The sequence below is a fragment of the Amycolatopsis sp. FBCC-B4732 genome (assembly GCF_023008405.1).
Lineage (GTDB): Bacteria > Actinomycetota > Actinomycetes > Mycobacteriales > Pseudonocardiaceae > Amycolatopsis > Amycolatopsis pretoriensis_A.
On record NZ_CP095376.1, the window covers coordinates 3602033 to 3618541 of the forward strand.

15 protein-coding genes and 1 pseudogene are annotated in these 16509 nt (G+C 72.9%); 8 read left to right on the top strand and 8 right to left on the bottom strand.

Annotated elements, in window-relative coordinates; genetic code table 11:
- Positions 1-108 precede the first annotated feature (108 nt).
- Positions 109-1152, bottom strand: coding sequence for a LacI family DNA-binding transcriptional regulator (locus MUY14_RS15440; RefSeq protein WP_281506330.1), 1044 nt, complete (start codon positions 1150-1152; stop codon positions 109-111).
- Between the two features lie 111 nt (positions 1153-1263).
- Here MUY14_RS15440 and MUY14_RS15445 point away from each other — a divergent pair, with 111 nt between their 5' ends.
- Positions 1264-2586 (top strand): TSUP family transporter, encoded by a 1323-nt coding sequence (locus MUY14_RS15445; protein WP_396126807.1) that lies wholly within the window; start codon positions 1264-1266, stop codon positions 2584-2586.
- On the opposite strand, the gene MUY14_RS15450 is transcribed toward MUY14_RS15445, so the two are convergent.
- On the bottom strand, positions 2583-3236 hold the full coding sequence (locus MUY14_RS15450) for a metalloregulator ArsR/SmtB family transcription factor (protein WP_247023701.1): 654 nt from the start codon (positions 3234-3236) through the stop codon (positions 2583-2585). The two genes, MUY14_RS15445 and MUY14_RS15450, sit on opposite strands and share 4 nt — an antisense overlap.
- An 88-nt stretch (positions 3237-3324) precedes the next feature.
- Between MUY14_RS15450 and folE the strand changes: the two genes are divergently transcribed.
- Entirely contained in the window at positions 3325-3933 is a 609-nt protein-coding gene (gene folE / locus MUY14_RS15455) for a GTP cyclohydrolase I FolE (protein ID WP_247023702.1), read from the top strand.
- A complete protein-coding gene (locus MUY14_RS15460; protein WP_247023703.1) occupies positions 3930-5141 on the top strand; it encodes an NAD(P)/FAD-dependent oxidoreductase in 1212 nt (403 codons plus the stop codon). Before folE ends, MUY14_RS15460 begins: the two co-directional genes overlap by 4 nt.
- A 40-nt stretch (positions 5142-5181) precedes the next feature.
- On the opposite strand, the gene MUY14_RS15465 is transcribed toward MUY14_RS15460, so the two are convergent.
- The 4 genes from MUY14_RS15465 to MUY14_RS15480 all read right to left on the bottom strand — a co-directional run bounded on the left by MUY14_RS15465 (position 5182) and on the right by MUY14_RS15480 (position 8431).
- Positions 5182-5616, bottom strand: coding sequence for a hypothetical protein (locus MUY14_RS15465; RefSeq protein WP_247023704.1), 435 nt, complete (start codon positions 5614-5616; stop codon positions 5182-5184).
- A 111-nt stretch (positions 5617-5727) separates the two neighbouring features.
- On the bottom strand, positions 5728-6387 hold the full coding sequence (locus MUY14_RS15470; RefSeq protein ID WP_247023705.1) for a response regulator transcription factor: 660 nt from the start codon (positions 6385-6387) through the stop codon (positions 5728-5730).
- Positions 6384-7883: a GAF domain-containing protein gene (locus MUY14_RS15475; protein ID WP_247025143.1), complete on the bottom strand. Its 1500-nt coding sequence runs from the start codon at positions 7881-7883 to the stop codon at positions 6384-6386. The genes MUY14_RS15470 and MUY14_RS15475 overlap by 4 nt, the downstream gene beginning before the upstream one ends.
- 149 nt (positions 7884-8032) lie before the next feature.
- Positions 8033-8431, bottom strand: a complete 399-nt coding sequence (locus tag MUY14_RS15480) for a pyridoxamine 5'-phosphate oxidase family protein (RefSeq protein WP_247023706.1) — start codon at positions 8429-8431, stop codon at positions 8033-8035.
- Positions 8432-8669: 238 nt separating this feature from the next.
- On the opposite strand from MUY14_RS15480, the gene MUY14_RS15485 reads away from it, so the two are divergent.
- Both MUY14_RS15485 and MUY14_RS15490 read left to right on the top strand, forming a co-directional pair.
- Positions 8670-9284 (top strand): sigma-70 family RNA polymerase sigma factor, encoded by a 615-nt coding sequence (locus MUY14_RS15485; RefSeq protein ID WP_247023707.1) that lies wholly within the window; start codon positions 8670-8672, stop codon positions 9282-9284.
- 25 nt (positions 9285-9309) lie between these two features.
- Positions 9310-9825 carry an AAA family ATPase gene (locus tag MUY14_RS15490; RefSeq protein WP_247023708.1) on the top strand — a complete coding sequence of 172 codons (516 nt, stop codon included), beginning with the start codon at positions 9310-9312 and terminating at the stop codon, positions 9823-9825.
- Here the strand turns inward: MUY14_RS15490 and MUY14_RS15495 are convergent.
- Together MUY14_RS15495 and MUY14_RS15500 are read right to left on the bottom strand one after the other, a co-directional pair.
- Positions 9794-11185 (bottom strand): annotated as a pseudogene (locus MUY14_RS15495) (MFS transporter). The gene MUY14_RS15490 and the pseudogene MUY14_RS15495 sit on opposite strands and share 32 nt — an antisense overlap.
- Positions 11186-11598: 413 nt before the next feature.
- Complete coding sequence (locus MUY14_RS15500) at positions 11599-12399, bottom strand: IclR family transcriptional regulator (RefSeq protein WP_247023709.1); 801 nt, start codon at positions 12397-12399, stop codon at positions 11599-11601.
- 116 nt (positions 12400-12515) lie between these two features.
- On the opposite strand from MUY14_RS15500, the gene MUY14_RS15505 reads away from it, so the two are divergent.
- The 3 genes from MUY14_RS15505 (at position 12516) to MUY14_RS15515 (ending at position 16318) form a co-directional block, all read left to right on the top strand.
- On the top strand, positions 12516-13664 hold the full coding sequence (locus MUY14_RS15505) for a CaiB/BaiF CoA-transferase family protein (protein ID WP_247023710.1): 1149 nt from the start codon (positions 12516-12518) through the stop codon (positions 13662-13664).
- A gap of 1 nt (position 13665) precedes the next feature.
- Complete coding sequence (locus tag MUY14_RS15510; RefSeq protein ID WP_247023711.1) at positions 13666-14568, top strand: hydroxymethylglutaryl-CoA lyase; 903 nt, start codon at positions 13666-13668, stop codon at positions 14566-14568.
- 319 nt (positions 14569-14887) lie between these two features.
- Positions 14888-16318 (top strand): DUF1996 domain-containing protein, encoded by a 1431-nt coding sequence (locus MUY14_RS15515; protein ID WP_247023712.1) that lies wholly within the window; start codon positions 14888-14890, stop codon positions 16316-16318.
- The last annotated feature ends 191 nt before the right edge of the window (positions 16319-16509 follow it).

A 16509-nucleotide genomic window follows, 5' to 3' on the forward strand; every position in this document is an offset into this window, starting at 1 on the left:
CGATCACACAGAAGCGGTCAAGATACAACACCGAAATGGATCAGTGCCGAGGTCGTGTTAGCGCTAACAGTGCGCGGCGAATGACGTGAACGGGTCATTCGAGACGATTCAGCGCGGTCCGGTGCTCTCCCGGACGATCAGCTCGGCGGGCACCAGGTGCCGGGCCCCCGCGTCGCCGCCTGCCATGCGTTCCTCCAGGAGACCGAACGTCTGGCGGCCGACCTCGATGAAGTCCTGGCGGACCGTCGTCAGCGGCGGGGAGAAGTACGCCGCCTCCGGGACGTCGTCGAAGCCCGCCACGTGGACGTCCTCCGGCACCCGGATCCCCGCCTCGGTGAACGCCCGCAGCAAGCCCAGCGCCATCTGGTCGTTGGCCGAGAAGACCGCCTTGAGCCCGCGCTTGCCGGCCAGCGCGCGGCCGGCTTCGTACCCCGAGCGCGGGCTCCAGTCGCCGCGCACCAGGGCCGGGACTCGCAGGCCGCGGGCCTCCAACGTCTCCCGCCAGCCGCGTTCGCGGTCGCGGGCCTCGAGCCAGTCCTCCGGGCCGGCGAGGTGCCAGACCGTCCGGTGGCCCAGTGCGAGCAGGTGCTCGGTGGCACGGCGGGCGCCGTCGTACTGGTCGACCGAAAGGACCGGGACCGGGGCCGACTCGCCGCCGCCGACGGCCACCAACGGGATGTCGGACGGGGCCGCCGCCAGTGCGCGGCCGGCCGTCACGTGCGGGGCGATCACGACGATGCCTTCGACCGCCTGGCGGCGCAGGCTCTCCACGGCGTCGCCGATCGACGTCCGGCCGGGGCGGGTCACGCTGCAGATCGCGACGCCGTAACCGGCCTCGCGCGCCGCGTTTTCGATGCCGTACAAGGTGCTCGCCGGTCCGTAGAGGTTCGACTCCAGCGCGACCACGCCGAGCGTGCCCGACCGGCCGGTGACGAGCGTGCGCGCGGCCGTGTTGGGCCGGTACCCGAGCTTCTGCACGGCGGCGAGCACCCGCTCGCGGGTCTCCGGGCGCACCGGCCCGCTCTCGTTGACCACGCGCGAGACGGTCATGTGCGAAACCCCGGCCATGCCGGCGACGTCGGCCAGGCTCGGCTGCCGCGGCCCGGGTGCCGCCGCCCTCGTCTGCTCCCCCGCCTTCGCCCGGTCCACCACCCTGGCCCCTTCCACCTCGCGCCTTGTCCCCACGTCCGAGACGTTACCGCCGAATCGGCGGCCGCCGGGCTTCCCGCGCCGGGCCGGGACCAGCCGAGCGGACCGGACCACGTGCGGTTACCGTCGGAGGGTGGAAAACGCCCGGTTTCCCGAGCGGTTCGGGCGGTGATCGCCGTCCTGCTCGTCGCGGTCCCGGTGGGGATCTGCATCGGGATCGTCGGCATCGGCGGGGTCCTGCTGCCACCCGCGCTCACGTGGCTGGCGGGCCTCGACATCCACGCGGCGGCCGGCACGAGCAGCTGGTGCTTCCTGTTCACGGGCATCGCCGGCACGCTCGCGTACGCCCGCAACCAGGCGATGCCCTGGCGTTTCGGCGGCTGGCTCACCCTCGGCGCGGCCCCGGCGGCGGCCGCGGGAGCCCTGGTGAACGGCGCGGTGCCGGCAACGGCACTGTGGCTGGTGCTGGCAACGCTCACGGCGGGGTCCGGAGCGTTCAACCTCTGGGGACGGCCACGCAAGGAACTCACGGACGAGTCCGGGACGGCGGCGGAGCTCGGCCCGGCTCACCCCGCAACATCGGCAACGCCCGAGGCGCCACCGGCCGAGCCTGGCGACGCGCCACCCGCCGAGCCCGGGTTACCCGCCGCAGCACCGCCAGCCGAGGCCGCGCCACCGGCCAAGAGACCACCGGCCAAGCCCGAGTTGCCCGCCGCAGAGCCGCCGGCTGAGCCCGAGCTGCCCACCGGAGAACTACCACCCGAGCCCGAGCCACCCGCCCAAACATCAGCCGCCGAACCCGAGTTGCCCACCGCAGAGCCGACAGCTGAACCCAAGCTCTCCCCCGGAGAACTACCACCCCAGTCCGAGCCACCCGCCCAAACGCCAGCCACCGAGCCCAAGTTACCCACCGCAGAGCCGACAGCCGAACCCAAGCTGCCCACCGGAGAACTACCACCCCACCCCGAGCCACCCGCCCAAACGCCAGCCGCCGAACCCGTGAGGACCCGGACGCCAGCACAACCCCAGCCCGCCAACCCCTCACCCGGCGAGCCCGGGCGTCGGCGCGAGCTGCCGCCCCTCGCCGCAGTTGCCGTCGGGGTCTTCGTCGGGTTCGGGTCCGCTCTCACCGGGACCGGCGGGCCCGTGCTGCTCGTTCCCGTCCTCCTCGCCCTCGGCGTGCCCGTGCTCACCACCGTCGCCGCCGGGCAGCTCATCCAGTTGCCGCTCGTCGGGTTCGCGACCGTCGGGTACGCCCTGCACGGCTCCGTCCACTTCGGACTCGGGAGCCTCCTCGGCGTCCTCTCCGCGGCCGGGGTCCTGCTCGGCGCGCGCTGGGCACGAAGGCTCGCCGGCCGCCACCTGCACCGCGTCGCCTCGGCCGCGCTCGTCGGCTTCGGCGCCGTTCTCTTCGTGCTTCCCTTCCTCCCCCGCTAGGCAGGACCGAGGCGCACGCAGCACAGCCCCGGCCCCGGTGCCAGCCGGGCACGCAGCCGGTCGTCGCCCACGCCGGCGAGCATGCCCTCGACCAAGCCGAGGTTCATCTCGCAGACCAGCCGCTGGTGCGTCCGGGCCAGCTGGTGGAACGGGCAGTTGCCCAGCAGCACCTCGGCCCCCTCGACGCGCGGTTCGAACCCGTTTTCTTCGAGCGTGCCGACGATGTCCGCCCCGTGAGCGAGTTCCGCGCCCCGCTCACGGGCTCGCCGGACCAGGATTTCGCGGGCCGGGTCGCCCGTCTCGTCGGCCTCCTCGACCGCGGTGGCGAGCAGCTGACCGGCCAGTTCGTACTGCCGCTCCGGCAGGGAGACGCTCACCTGCCGGTCGGACCTGCGGTACAGCTTCGCCGGCCGTCCGGCGCCCGGGCCGCTGCGGCCGGTGCGGCGCTCGTGGCCGACCGCCAGCAGCCGTTCGTCCACCAGGCGGTCGAGGTGGAACGCGACGGTCGCGCGGGGCACGCTGAGGGCGGCGGCGACGTCGTCGCGGCTCACCGGCTCCGGCTGGCGGACGACGAACTCGTACAACCGGCGCCGGGTCGGCTCGTCGAGCGCCGCGACCGCGGCCAGCGCACCGGCCTGGGGTTCCTGCATCACCGCATTCTAAAACACAAAACTGTTGACGAAAACCCCGGAGAGCTTCTAACGTCGGCTCGACTTGATTTTAGAAGGAGGCACGCCCGTGAGCGTCGAACCCGTCCCGCTGCGGCACCTCGGTGTCGTCCACGACCGCGACGCCGTCGACCTGCACGCGGCGGAACGAGCGGTCGCCGATCTGCTGCGGGCACTCGGCAAGGACCCGACGTCGGAGCACCTGGGCGACACCCCGCGCCGGGTCGCCCACGCCTACGCGGAGATGCTGCGGCCCCGCGACTTCCAGCTGACGACCTTCCCCAACGACGAGGGCTACGACGAGCTGGTGCTGGCGAAGAGCATCCCGGTGCAGTCGCTGTGCGAGCACCACATGCTGCCCTTCCGTGGCGTCGCGCACGTCGGCTACCTCCCCGGCGACCGGATCCTCGGCCTGTCGAAGCTCGCCCGCGTCGTCGAGCTGTTCGCGCGCGACCTGCAGGTGCAGGAGCGGCTGACCAAGCAGGTCGCGGACTGGCTGCAGGAGCACCTCTCGCCGAAGGGCGTCGGCGTGGTGATCGAGGCCGAGCACCTGTGCATGTCGCTGCGCGGGGTCCGGGCGACCGGCGCGCTCACCGTCACGTCGTCGCTGCACGGCCTGCTGCGCGAGGAACCCAAGACGCGCCAGGAGTTCTTCGCGCTGACCGGGGTGAGCGCATGACCGACACCTTCGTCGTGATCGGCGCCGGGCTGACCGGCGCGAAGGCCGTGGAAAGCCTGCGCGCGGAAGGGTTCGCGGGCCGGATCGTGCTCGTCGGCGCGGAACCGGACCTGCCCTACGAGCGGCCGCCGCTGTCGAAGGGCTACCTGCTCGGCCAGGACGACCGCGCGTCGGTGTTCGTCCACGACGAGAAGTGGTACGCCGAGCAGGACGTCGAGGTGCGGACCGGACAGCGGGCCACGGCGCTCGACCGCGCCGCCCACGAGGTCGAGCTGGCCGGCGGCGAGCGCCTCGGCTACACGAAACTGCTGCTGGCCACCGGATCCTCGCCGCGACGGCTGCGGGTGCCCGGCAACGACCTGGCCGGCGTCCACTACCTGCGCCGGCTGTCCCACGCCGACCAGCTGCGCTCGGCGCTCTCGGCGGGCGGCCGGGTCGTCGTGGCCGGCGCGGGCTGGATCGGCCTGGAGACCGCCGCGGCGGCGCGCACCTACGGCTGCGAAGTGACCATCGTGGAGCCCGGTCCCTCGCCGCTGCACGCCGCGCTCGGCCCGGAACTGGGCGGGTTCTTCGCGGACCTGCACCGCACCCACGGCGTCGAGCTGCGCCTCGGCACCGGCGTGACCGGGTTCGCCGGCGACGACGCGGTTTCGGCGGTGCTGACCGACGACGGCGAGATCCCGGCCGACGTGGTCGTCGTGGGCATCGGCGCGCGGCCGGAGACGCAGCTCGCGGAAGAAGCGGGCCTGACCGTCGACGACGGCGTCCGCGTGGACGCGGCCCTGCGCACCGAAGACCCGGACGTCTACGCGGCGGGCGACGTCGCGAGCGCGTGGCACCCGCACTACGGGCGGGCGATCCGCGTCGAACACTGGGCGGCGGCCACGAACGGCGGCCCCGCGGCGGCGCGCTCGATGCTCGGCCAGGCGGTCGAATACGCCGAGCTGCCCTACTTCTTCTCGGACCAGTACGACGCGGGCCTGGAGTTCACCGGCTGGTTCCCGCCGGGCGGCTACGACCGGGTCGTGCGCCGCGGCGACGCCGAGGCGTTCCACGCGTTCTGGCTGGCCGGGGACCGGGTGGTCGCGGGCCTGCACGTCAACCGCTGGGACGAGGGCCTCGACGCGGTGCGCGAGCTGATCCTCAGCGGCCGCGCGGTCGACCCGGACCGGCTCGCCGATCCCGGCCGGCCACTCGGCTCGCACTGACGGAGCGGGGGCCGGGGTGGACTCCGGCCCCCGCTCGACGTCAGTCCGCGCGCCGGTGCCGGCCGCGGCGGGCGCCGGTGAGCGCCCGCACCCGCAGCACCAGATCCCCGCGGCGGGCCTTCCGCGCGTACTCGAGCAGCGCCTCGACCTGTTCCTGCGGCAGCCAGCCCTGATCCGCCCCGGCTTCCAGCCGCAGCAGGTGGGTCACCAGCTCCCGCGAGTCCTCGTCGTTTTCCCCGGCCAGCTCGGCGAACCTGCGGGCCGACTCGACCTCGCCGTCGCACCACGCCGTCATCGCCAGCAGCGTCGCCGTGGCCGTCATGATGTCGCCGCGGTGGACGCCACCTTCCGCCGCCAAGTGCTCCGCCAGCTGGAAACTGCGCGTGCCGACGCCGCCGGCCCCTTCCCGGCGCACCGCTTGCGCGAGTGCCCGGATCTGCTGCGTGACGTAGTCCCCGCTCGACAACCCCGACATGCCGTCCCCTCCACCGCGCACGCCGATCCGTGCGTCCCCCGACAGGTGTACCGCATCGGCGGCTGGATACGTCGAACGCCCCACCGGGTTGCGGCCGATCGGTCCCCGGATTCAGCCCGATCGGTCCGGGCCGGCGCGCCGCTGGGACATGTAGACGGCCGCGGACGTGCGCCGTTCGACGCCGAGTTTGTGCAGCACCGACGAAACGTAGTTCTTCACCGTCTTCTCGGCCAGGAACAGCCGCTCCGCGATCTGGCGGTTGGTCAGGCCCTCGGCGACCAGGTCGAGCACCCGGCGTTCCTGCGGGCTCAGCTGCTCGTAGCGCGGGTCGGCGGTGGCGACGTTCTCCCCGCGCAGCTTGTTCATCACCGACGCGGTGAGCGTGGCGTCCAGCAGCGAGCCGCCGCTGGCGACCGTGCGGACGGCGTCGATCAGGGACCGGCCGGACACCTGCTTGAGCATGTAGCCCGCCGCGCCCGCCATGATCGCGCCGAACAGCGCGTCGTCGTCCGAATAGGACGTCAGCATCAGGCACGCCGGCGGCGGTTCCACAGTGGACCGGATCTCGCGGCACACCTCGACGCCCTGCCCGTCCGGCAGCCGGACGTCGAGGATCGCGACGTCCGGGCGCGCCTGCGGGATCCGCACCAGCGCCTCGGCCGCCGTCCCCGCCTCGCCGACCACTTCGATGTCGGGTTCGGCCTCGAAGACGGTCTTCAGCCCGGTCCGGACCAGCTCGTGGTCGTCGAGCAGGAACACCGCGATCGTCATCGTCCACTCCCCTGCTCGCCGGCCCTGGCCGGCAGTTCGGCGGTCCATTCCAGCCGGGCGCCGCCGTCTTCGGCGGCCACCAGCACGCACGTCCCGCCCCAGCGGGCGGCCCGCGCGGCCAGGTTGCCGAGCCCGCTGACCCGGTCGCGGTCCGGCGGCGGGCCCGTTCCGTCGTCGCGCACGACCAGGGTCAGCCGCCGGCCCAGGCCGTCGACGGTCACGTCGACCGACGACGACGTCGCCCCGGCGTGCCGCGCGACGTTCGTCAGCGCTTCGCGCAGCGACGCGATCAGGTCCGAGCGGACGGCGTCCGGCACCGCTGCGTCGAGCGGCCCGTCGAACCCGACGCGCGGCTCGAACCCCAGCGTGTCGCGGGCGTCCACGGCCACCCGCAGCAGCTCCGCGCGGAGGCTGCCGTGCGCCTGCGCGGGTGCCTGCAGCGAAAAGATGCTGTTGCGGATCTCGCGGATGGTGCCGTCGAGGTCCTGGGCGAACCCGGCCACGCGCGCGGCGACCGCCGGGTCGGCGATCAGCCTGCTCACGCCCTCCAGGCCCAGCCCGGTCGCGAAGAGCCGCTGGATGACCAGGTCGTGCAGGTCGCGGGCGATCCGGTCGCGGTCTTCGAACACCGCCAGCTGCTGGCGCGCTTCCTGCGCGCGGGAGAACTCGACGGCGAGGGCGGCGTGCCCGGCGAAGGTCTCGGCCAGCTGGACGTCGGAGTCGGTGAACGGCGACTTGTCGCGGAACTTCGCGACCACCAGCACCCCGAGGGTGTCCTCGCCGACGAGCAGCGGCACCGAGATGGCCGAGTCGAGGTCCTTGATCATCGCCGGCATCGGCCCGGCGCGGTCGCGCTGCTCCTCCTGGACGCGCTCGCCGTAGTCGCGCACGACGACCGGGCGGCGGGTCGCGAACGCGACGCCGGTGGCGGTGCCTTCGGTGGGGACGGTCAGCCCGGTGAGCCGGTCGGCGTCGTCGCCCGGGGGCTCGACGACGTCGAAGATCAGCTGCCCCGGCCCGGCCGGGCGGGCGATCGCACCCGCCGTGCCGCCGGCGACGATGCGGGCGCGTTCGGCGATCAGCCGGAGCGTGGCGTTCAAGTTCTGCGACGCGAGCAGCGCGCCGGTGACGTCGTAAGAGGCTTCGAGCCAGCGTTCGCGGCGGCGCATCTGGTCGACGAGCAGGGCCTTTTCCACGGCCATCCCGGTCGCCGCGGTGAGCGCGCCCAGCACTTCCCGTTCCCGCCGGGAGAACCCGCCGCCGGGGCCGGGTTCGATGACGAGGGTCCCGTAGACCTGCGGCCCGGCGCGGACCGGCACCTCGACCGCGCCGGCACCGGGCTCGCCGCCGTAGCGGGCGACACCGTTTTCGGGCAGCTCCAGCCGGCCGCGCGGGGCGCCGACCAGCTCGCACGTCGTCGCGACCGCGCGTTCCAGCAGCGACGGCAGCTCCAGCTCGCGGGCGATGCCGCCCACGGCCGCGAGGATCGCCGGCATGCTGATCTCGTCCGTCACTTCCCGTCGACCCCGCAGGCTCCGCCCGAATCCCGGGCCACTCCCGGGCCGTCAAGGGTGCCACAGAAGACTGCCCGCGTCGGCCCAATCCGGTTCGTCCATCCGGTGGGTCGATCGGCGGAGCCGGTTCGTTACTGGGCGTGGCAGGCGAGGCGGTGACCGCTGATCGACTCGGCCGGGACGCGCAGGAAGCGGTGGCCCGGCGGCACCGGGCAGGGGCACGGGCAGGCGATGTCGACCGCGCCGGACTCGGCGGCCCGCCCGAGCAGGCTGACGTACCAGCCGGCGCCGAGGTCGTCGGCGTATTCGTCGGCTTCGAACGCGACGACGGCGTCGCGCGCACCCGCGTAGAGGGGACTGGCCGCCGGGACGGCGAACACCACGGCGTCCTCGACGACCGTGAAGCGGACCGGGCGGACCGCCGGCATCGCCCGGTGGGTGAAGATCACCCGCCCGAGGCTCGCCGTCCGCAGCAGCGCCAGGCATTGCTGCCGGTCCAGCAAGAGCCCGAAGCCCACGTCGTCCACCATCGCGTCCCTGTGTTTCTCCTGTGAATAACCCGGTCACCAGCGTGATCGGTGGCCCGGGCGCCCCGATAGGGCCGTTCGGCCCGCCCACCGCCGCGGGCGCGCGGACACACACCGCGGTCCCGCGCACCAGGGCCGGAAGACCCGGGCCGCAGCGGCCGGCCGGCCGGTGTGGCGACCACGCGGAGTGACTTAGCGTCGTGATCATCCGTGACGGCGAGTGTGGGAAAGGATGAGGCCGATGTCGCCGCACTCCGCCGAGGGCGCGTCCGCTCCCCCGGCGACGTTCACCCTGGACCCGGACCTCGTCCGGTCGGCGATCCGCGGCGACCGCGCCGCGGTGGCCGGGCTGCTGCACACCTTGCGGCCGCTGGTGTTCCGCTACTGCCTGGGCCGGCTCCGCACCTGGCAGGACGGCTCGTCGGACGCCGAGGACTGCGCGCAGGACGTGCTGCTGGCGATCGTCAACGCGCTGCCCGGCTACCGCTACGCGGCCGACGGCTTCCTGGCGTTCGTCTTCGGCATCGCGTCGCACAAGGTGTCGGACTTCCACCGCCGCCGGGCGCGCGACCGCACGAGCCCGGTCGCCGAGCCGCCCGCCGACCGCTGGACCGGCGGCGACCCGACCGGCGAAGAGGTCCAGCGCTCGGCGGCGCTCGACCGGTCGTCCGGCCTGCTCGACACGCTCCCGCCGCGGCAGCGCGAAATCCTGGTGCTGCGGATCATCCTCGGGATGACCGCGGAGGAGACGGCCGCCGCGGTCGGCCTCGCCAGCGCGGGCGCGGTCCGCGTCGCCCAGCACCGGGCGCTGGCCACCCTGCGGCGCGGCCTGCTCGCGCAGAAGCACGCCTCGTGAGGGCCGCGGGTGCGATCATCCCGGGGTGCCCCCGCTGCTGATCGCCGTCGGCGGCCTGCCCGCGACCGGCAAGACCACCGTCGCCGCGGAGCTGGCCCGCCGCACCGGTTTCGCGTTCCTGCGCGTCGACACGATCGAACAGGCCATCGTCCGTTCGTCACCGCTCGCGCAGCCGCTCGGGCCGGTCGGCTACGTCGTCGCCCAGGACGTCGCGGCCGACCTGCTCCGCACCGGCGTGAGCGTGATCGCCGAGTGCGTGAACCCGCTCGCGGTGACCCGCGACGCGTGGCGCGCGGCCGGGCTCCGGGCCGGCGCCCGGGTGCTCGAAGCCGAGATCGTCTGCTCCGATCCCGCGGAACACCGGCGCCGCGCGGAAACCCGCGACGTCGGCATCGCGGACCTGGTTCCACCGACGTGGCAGCAGATCGTGAACCGCGAGTACGAGCCGTGGACGCGCGAGCGCCTCGTCGTCGACACCGCGCGGCTGCCGGTCGGCGAGGCGGTGGCGGTCATCGAATCGGCTGCGCTGCCGCGTCGTTGACGTTCTCCAGGCGGCGGCCCGTGGTGCGCGGGCCGAAGACCGCGATGTCCACCGCGACCACCACCAGCGCCCCCGCGACGACCGGGAACAGCGTGGTCGGGCCGTGCGAGCTCAGCAGCGGGACCAGGACGAACGGCATCGCGCCGCTGGCCAGGCGCGAGAGCGAGTACGTGCCGCTGGACGCCGTGGAACGCAGCGCCGTCGGGAAGATTTCGGCCTGGTAGATGTGGAACGCGTTCGAGAAGAGGTTGCTGGTCGCGGTCTAGAGGAAGCCGAAGATCAGGATCAGCGCCATCGAACCCGCGTAGCCGAACGCGATGCCGAACACCGCCATCGCCAGCACCGAACCGATCACGAGGAACTTGCGCTCGACGCGTTCCACGATCGGCAGGGAAAGCGCGGAGCCGACCGGGTAGCCGAGGTAGGTCAGCGCGGCGAACAGCAGCGACTGCGAAACGGCGTACCCCTTGGCCGCGAGGACGAGCGGGACCAGCGTGCCGAAGCCGTAGTAGCCGAGGGTCTGCAGGATGTGGAAGACGACCATCATCCACGTCCGCCGCCGCAGGGCGGGGGCGAAGAGCTCGCGCACGGGTGCGGCGACGCGCTTGCGGGTGACGCCGCGCGGCGGGGCCGGGGTGCCGGCGATGGCCCCGCGCGCTTCGGCCTCCATACCGGCGACCAGGTGCTCGGCCTCCTCGGTGCGGCCGACGGAGTCCAGCCAGCGCGGCGATTCGGGCAGGCCGCGGCGCAGCAGGAAGACCGCGGCGGCGCCGAGCGCGCCGATCACGAACAGCCAGCGCCAGCCGGCGATGCCGAAGACCTCGTGGTCGGTCAGGCCGCGGGCGAGGAAGCCGACGACCGGGAAGCCGCAGAAGGCGAGCGTGTAGGCCCAGGCGATGAAGCGGCCGCGCTTGCGGGCGGGCAGCAGGTCGGTCAGGTAGGTGTCGGCCAGCGGTGGCTCCGCGCCGAGGCCGATACCCGCGAAGAACCGCGTGACCAGCAGCATGAGCGCGCTGCCGCTGAACGCGCCGAGCAGCGAGAAGACCGAGTAGAGCCCGAGGTTCACGAGGAACGCCCCGCGCCGACCGAACCGGTCGGCGAGCCGGCCGAGCAGGAGCGCCCCGAAGAACATGCCGACGAACGTCGAGGCGAGCAACGGCGGCAGGTCGGCCTTGGTCAGGGCGAACTCTTCGACGAGCACCGAGCTGAGCACCCCGGTCAGGAAGACCTCGTAGAAGTCGAAGAACAGCCCGAGCCCGACGGCGACGGTGGCCCGCCGATGGGTGCGGGTGATGGGCAGCCGGTCGAGCCGGCCCGCGATCGTGCCGGTGTCCGGCGCCGCGTCGGGGAGGTGGGCCATCCGTCGTCTCCTTTGACTTCGCCACTATGTGGTTGTCGAACCCATAATGTGACGGGCCGGGTGATGGAGTCAAGGACTCACGGGACGGGGACAGGATGGGTCAGGTGGCACCGGATCGCAGGTCGGGGCGTGGATCCGAACAAGAGGGGACCGACCGGGAATCTCGCCGCCCCGCATGTCATGAACGGGTCGTTCACCTCGCCGGACGACATGAACGAGTCGTTCATGACATCGCGGCCGGAGGTCCCGAAAGTCGCACGGCCGGGCCACTCCGCCGCCGGTGATCCGCTCGCCCCACGGCGGCACAACTTTGCCGACCACACCGACGCGTCTTTGCCGGAGCCCCGGCATCCGGCGAGGTGAACGACTCGTTCATGACGTTGCGGACCGCGGGACCAAATCCCGCAGCCCGCTCAGAGGCCGGAGACCTGCTCCACGCCCGGCCGGTACCCCAGCCGCTCCGAGGCGCGCCGGGCCGCTTCCACCACCACCGGTGCCAACCGCGGCACGTCGGCCGGTGTCATGCGCTGGGTCGGGGCGCCGATTCCGATCGCCGCGCCGACCTCGCCGTTCAGCCCGAACACCGGGGCGCTCAACGACGCCGCGCCCAGGTCACGTTCCTCGAAGCTCACCGCGTACCCCGTCGAGCGGATCTGGCCGAGCTGCTCGGTCAGCAGGTCGATGTCCACCACCGTGCGCGGGGTGAACCGGGCCAGGCCGTGGCCGATCGCGTCCTTGATCGCCAGTTTGTCCCAGGCCAGGAAGACCTTGCCCGCCGAACCCGCGTGCAGCGGCATCACCATGCCGACCACGAACAGCCGGACCACCGGGTGGCGGGACTCGGCCAGCGAAATCACCGTGCGGTAGGCGCCGTCGCGGACGTACAGGCACGCCGTCTCGCCCGTTTCGTCGCGCAGCTGCTGCAGCACCGGGCGGGTCAGCCGGACCAGGTCCAGGCCGAACGTGCCGGGCGCCGCCCAGCGGACCAGGCCGAGGCCGACGCGGTAGGTGTCGTCGTAGCGGTCGAGGAAGCCTTCGCGCACCAGGTTGTGCACCAGCCGCTGGCACGTGCTCGCCGGCAGCCCGGTGGACCGCGTGATCTGCTGCAGCGTCAGCTCCGGGTCGTCGATCGTGAACGACTCGAGGATCTGCTTGAACTTGCGCAGCACCAGCACCGGCGTCGTCCCGCCGCCACTGCGCTCTTCCTCTGCCATCGCCCCGCCCCGTGCCCGTGGTGTGCCGCACAGTCTAGCGACGCTCGCCCCCGTTGACTCCACGACACACGCCCGTATTCTGAGTTGACAGCTCACATAGTAGTTTGTGGTCGGGCATGAGTGAACAATCCGGGCCCCTCGCGGGCCTCCGGGTGGTCAAGGTCGAGCGCCCCGGCACCGGCGACGAGCTCCGCCGCTGGCGGCTGCACGACGGCGACACCTCGCTGCTCTTCCGCACCCTCGGCCGCAACAAGCGCTCGGTGACCGTCGACCTCCGCCGTCCCGAAGGCCAGGACATCGTGCGGGCGCTGGCCGCGCGCAGCGACGTCCTGCTCGAGAACTTCCGGCCCGGCACGCTCGAACGCTGGGGGCTCGGACCCGGCGAGCTCCGCGCGCTCAACCCGCGGCTGGTCGTCGTGCGCGTCTCCGGCTACGGCCAGACCGGCCCGTACCGCGACCGGCCCGGCTTCGGCGGTGTCGCCGAAGCGATCGGCGGGCTGCGCGCGCTCACCGGCTACCCCGGCCAGGCGCCCACCCGCGTCGGGGTCAGCCTCGCCGACTCCGTCGCCGGTCTCTACGCGGTGATCGGCGCGCTCATGGGCTTGCTCCGCCGTGAACGCGAGCCCGGCGCCCGCCCCGGCGAGGTCGTCGACGTCGCGCTCTACGAAGCCGTCTATTCCCTGATGGAGTCGCTGCTCCCGGACTTCGACGCGCACGGCGTCGTGCGCGGCCCGGCCGGCTCCGCGCTGCCCGGGGTGGCGCCGTCCAACACCTACCGCTGTGCCGACGGCAAGTACATCGTGGTCAGCGGCAACGGCGACGCGATCTTCCGCCGGCTCGCGCACGCCATCGGCCGCGCGGACCTCGCGGCCGACCCGCGGCCGGCGGACAACGCCGGGCGCGTCCGCCACACCGGCCTGCTCGACGACGCGATCGGCGCGTGGGCGGCCACCCTCACCCACGAAGCCGCCGGAGCCGCGCTGCTGGCCGCTTCCGTGCCGAGCGGCCCGATCCTCACCGCCGCGGACATCGCGAAGGACCCGCATTTCGAAGCCCGCGGCATGCACGAACGCCACCGCGTGCGCGTCGGCGCGGGCCGCGAAGCCGAAGTCACCTTCCCTGGCATCGTCCCCGCGCTGGCCGAACGGCCCGGGCGCACCCGCTCGCTCGGGCCGGACCTGGGCGAACACACCGAAGCCGTGCTCGCCGAGCTCGGCATCACCGGCGACGCCGTCGCCGGCCTCCGCGAAAAGGGAGTGATCTGACGTGACCGAAGTCCTCATCACCGAGGTCGTGCTGCGCGACGGGCTGCAGGACGAGCCCGTCACCGTGCCGGCGCACGAAAAGGTCCGGCTCGCCCGCGGCCTGGTCGACGCCGGCGTCCGCGCGCTCGAGGTCGGCTCCTTCGTCTCCGCGCGCCGCGTACCGCAGCTGGCCGACACCGGCGAGGTGCTCCGCGCGCTGCTGCCGGACACCCCCGCGTGCCTGCACACCCTCGTGTTCACCGAACGCGGGGCGCGGCAGGCGATCGACGCCGGCGCCAAGTCGGTGCGGCTGGTCGTCTCCGCCGGCGACGGGCACAGCACCGCGAACGCCGGGGTCCCGGCGGCCGCGGCGCTCGACCGGCTGGCCGGGTGCGCCGAACTGCTCACCGGCGCGGGGGTCGCGCTCGAAGCGTCGGTCGCGACCGCGTTCGCCTGCCCGTTCGACGGCGACACCGAGCCGGACCGGACCGCCGACGTGGCCGCGCACCTCGGCCGGCTCGGCGCACGGGTCGTCCACCTCGCCGACACGATCGGCGCCGCCCGGCCGAGCCGGCTGCGCGCGGTCGTCTCGGCGGTGCCCGACGAACTGCCGGACGTCCCGCTCGGCCTGCACCTGCACAACACCTACGGGCGCGCGGCGGCCAACGCGTGGGAAGGGCTCTCGCTCGGGATCCGCCGGTTCGACGCCGCGCTGGGCGGGATCGGCGGCTGCCCGTTCGCCCCGGGCGCGTCCGGCAACGTCGGCACGGACGACCTCGTCGACTTCTTCCACGGCGAAGGAATCGCGACCGGAATCGACGTCGCGAAACTCGCCGAGGTGCGCGATCAGGTCGGCCTCGCGGTCGGCCACCGGCTCGGCTCGGCGCTGGCCGCCATTTCCGCGGTGCCCGCGCCGCTGCGCTGATCCCGGGTTCGCGCAAGGCTTTCCGGCCGGGCCCAGTCGCCGGGCCTCACCTGGGGATACGGACGGGGGTTCAGTTCGGTTCAAACTTTTTTCGGTGCTTGCCCGGTGTCAAAGGCCCGTGTAACTTCCATAACGGAACGATAACCAGCCGGTTGACGGCGCGGCCACGGGCAGGTGAGCGCGCACCCACTGATGTCGGGTCAGTGGACCAGCCGGAAAGCCGTTCCTTGCCGACGCATTCCTGATGGGCACGAGCCTGGGCTCGTACCCGTTCAGTGTCGCGCGTTCCCGCCAGCCCGACACCCCGGAGGATTTCCCCATGCCCAGCAGCACCCAAGGACGGCACCGCCTGTCCCGCAGAACCAAGATCGCGACCGGCGGCCTCGCCCTCGCGATCGCGGTCGGCGGCATCGTCGTCGCGACGACCACCGGAAACACCGGCGAAGCCAGCGCCGACGAAGCGAACCCCGCGTTCTTCGTCGACATCCTGAAGGTGAAGCCGAACCAGTTCGACCCGCGGCCGGTCTACGGCGCCGCGACGGGCACGTTCACCGTCGACTGCGGCCGCAACGAGAACCAGCACTTCAACCCGGACAACTTCATCGCGCAGCCCGGCGTCCGCAACGGCGCCCAGCACCTGCACGACTACGTCGGCAACCTCTCCACCAACGCCGACTCCACCAACAAGACCCTCGCGAAGGCCGGCACCACCTGCCGCAACGGCGACAAGTCCGCCTACTTCTGGCCCGTCGTCCGGATCGACACCGGCGAAGAGGACAAGAACGAGCCCGCGAAGGCGCCCGACGGCGACCGCGCGCAGGCCGCCCAGGAGTCGAAGACGGTCCAGGTCGCCTGCCCGGACGTCGCGAGCAAGCTGCCGGACATCCCCGACCAGGCGATGGACGAAGTGGACAGCAACCTCGACCAGCTCGACTCCCAGGCCGACGAGGCGAACAAGAAGGTCGCGGCGGCGCAGGGCCAGGGCGGCGAGAACCTCGTCCAGAACAGCATCATCGGCCCGCTCAACGACCGCCGCAAGGCGATCATCGACCGGATCCTCACCGCGATCGGCCGGTTCGCGCCGAAGCCGGGCGGCATCGGCGGCCTGCCGTGCGGGACGAAGCCCGGCAAGGACACCGGATCGCCGACGCCGCCGCCGAGCAGCACCGCGGGCGGTGCGCTGCCCGGGCAGGACGACAACAACGAGCTGCCCGGCAACGACGGCAAGATCCTGCGGCCGCAGAAGGTCCAGATCACCTTCCGCGGCAGCCCGGTGGGCAAGGTCGTGGCCATGCCGCGGTTCCTGCGCGTGCTCTACGGCGACGCGAAGGTCTCGACCAACGGCACCGCCAACGCCCGCGCCAGCTGGACGTGCAGCGGGTTCGAGAACCGCGTCACCGAGAAGTACCCGATCTGTCCGGAGAACAGCAAGGTCAAGCGCGTGCACACGTTCCCGAGCTGCTGGGACGGGCAGAACACCGACAGCGCGAACCACCGCACGCACATCGTGTTCCCGGACCAGAACGGCCGGTGCGCCAAGGGCTTCAAGGCGGTGCCGCAGCTGCAGATCTCGCTGACCTACGACATCCCGCACGACATCCAGGTCAAGAAGCAGTACAAAGTGGACGCTTTCCCGCAGGAGAAGCACAACCCGTTCTCCGACCACGACGACTTCGCGAACGTGATGTCACAGCGGATCATGAACGGGCTGGTCAACTGCGTGAACCGCGGCCGGACCTGCCGGGCGTGAGCTGAGCCGGACCGAAGGCCCCCACCGAGCGCCGGTGGGGGCCTTCGTCGTGCACGGGTCATGTCCGGACCGTGACGAACGCATGGGCGCGGGCGTGCGGATCGCAGTCCAGAAGACGTCAGGACGCACGGCGCCGCCCGAAACTGGTTCCCGTCACCCCGCCCCGGTGGGCCCGCCGGGGGACATCCACT

What these genes read in the sequence shown, in the direction of transcription:
- MUY14_RS15505 (WP_247023710.1), top strand. Translation starts at nt 12,516, where the DNA reads ATGAGTGAACAATCCGGGCCCCTCGCGGGCCTCCGGGTGGTCAAGGTC.
- MUY14_RS15465 (WP_247023704.1), bottom strand. Translation starts at nt 5,616, where the DNA reads ATGTCGGGGTTGTCGAGCGGGGACTACGTCACGCAGCAGATCCGGGCA.
- MUY14_RS15515 (WP_247023712.1), top strand. Translation starts at nt 14,888, where the DNA reads ATGCCCAGCAGCACCCAAGGACGGCACCGCCTGTCCCGCAGAACCAAG.
- MUY14_RS15470 (WP_247023705.1), bottom strand. Translation starts at nt 6,387, where the DNA reads ATGACGATCGCGGTGTTCCTGCTCGACGACCACGAGCTGGTCCGGACC.
- MUY14_RS15485 (WP_247023707.1), top strand. Translation starts at nt 8,670, where the DNA reads ATGTCGCCGCACTCCGCCGAGGGCGCGTCCGCTCCCCCGGCGACGTTC.
- MUY14_RS15450 (WP_247023701.1), bottom strand. Translation starts at nt 3,236, where the DNA reads ATGCAGGAACCCCAGGCCGGTGCGCTGGCCGCGGTCGCGGCGCTCGAC.
- MUY14_RS15460 (WP_247023703.1), top strand. Translation starts at nt 3,930, where the DNA reads ATGACCGACACCTTCGTCGTGATCGGCGCCGGGCTGACCGGCGCGAAG.
- MUY14_RS15480 (WP_247023706.1), bottom strand. Translation starts at nt 8,431, where the DNA reads ATGGTGGACGACGTGGGCTTCGGGCTCTTGCTGGACCGGCAGCAATGC.
- MUY14_RS15500 (WP_247023709.1), bottom strand. Translation starts at nt 12,399, where the DNA reads ATGGCAGAGGAAGAGCGCAGTGGCGGCGGGACGACGCCGGTGCTGGTG.
- MUY14_RS15475 (WP_247025143.1), bottom strand. Translation starts at nt 7,883, where the DNA reads ATGCCGGCGATCCTCGCGGCCGTGGGCGGCATCGCCCGCGAGCTGGAG.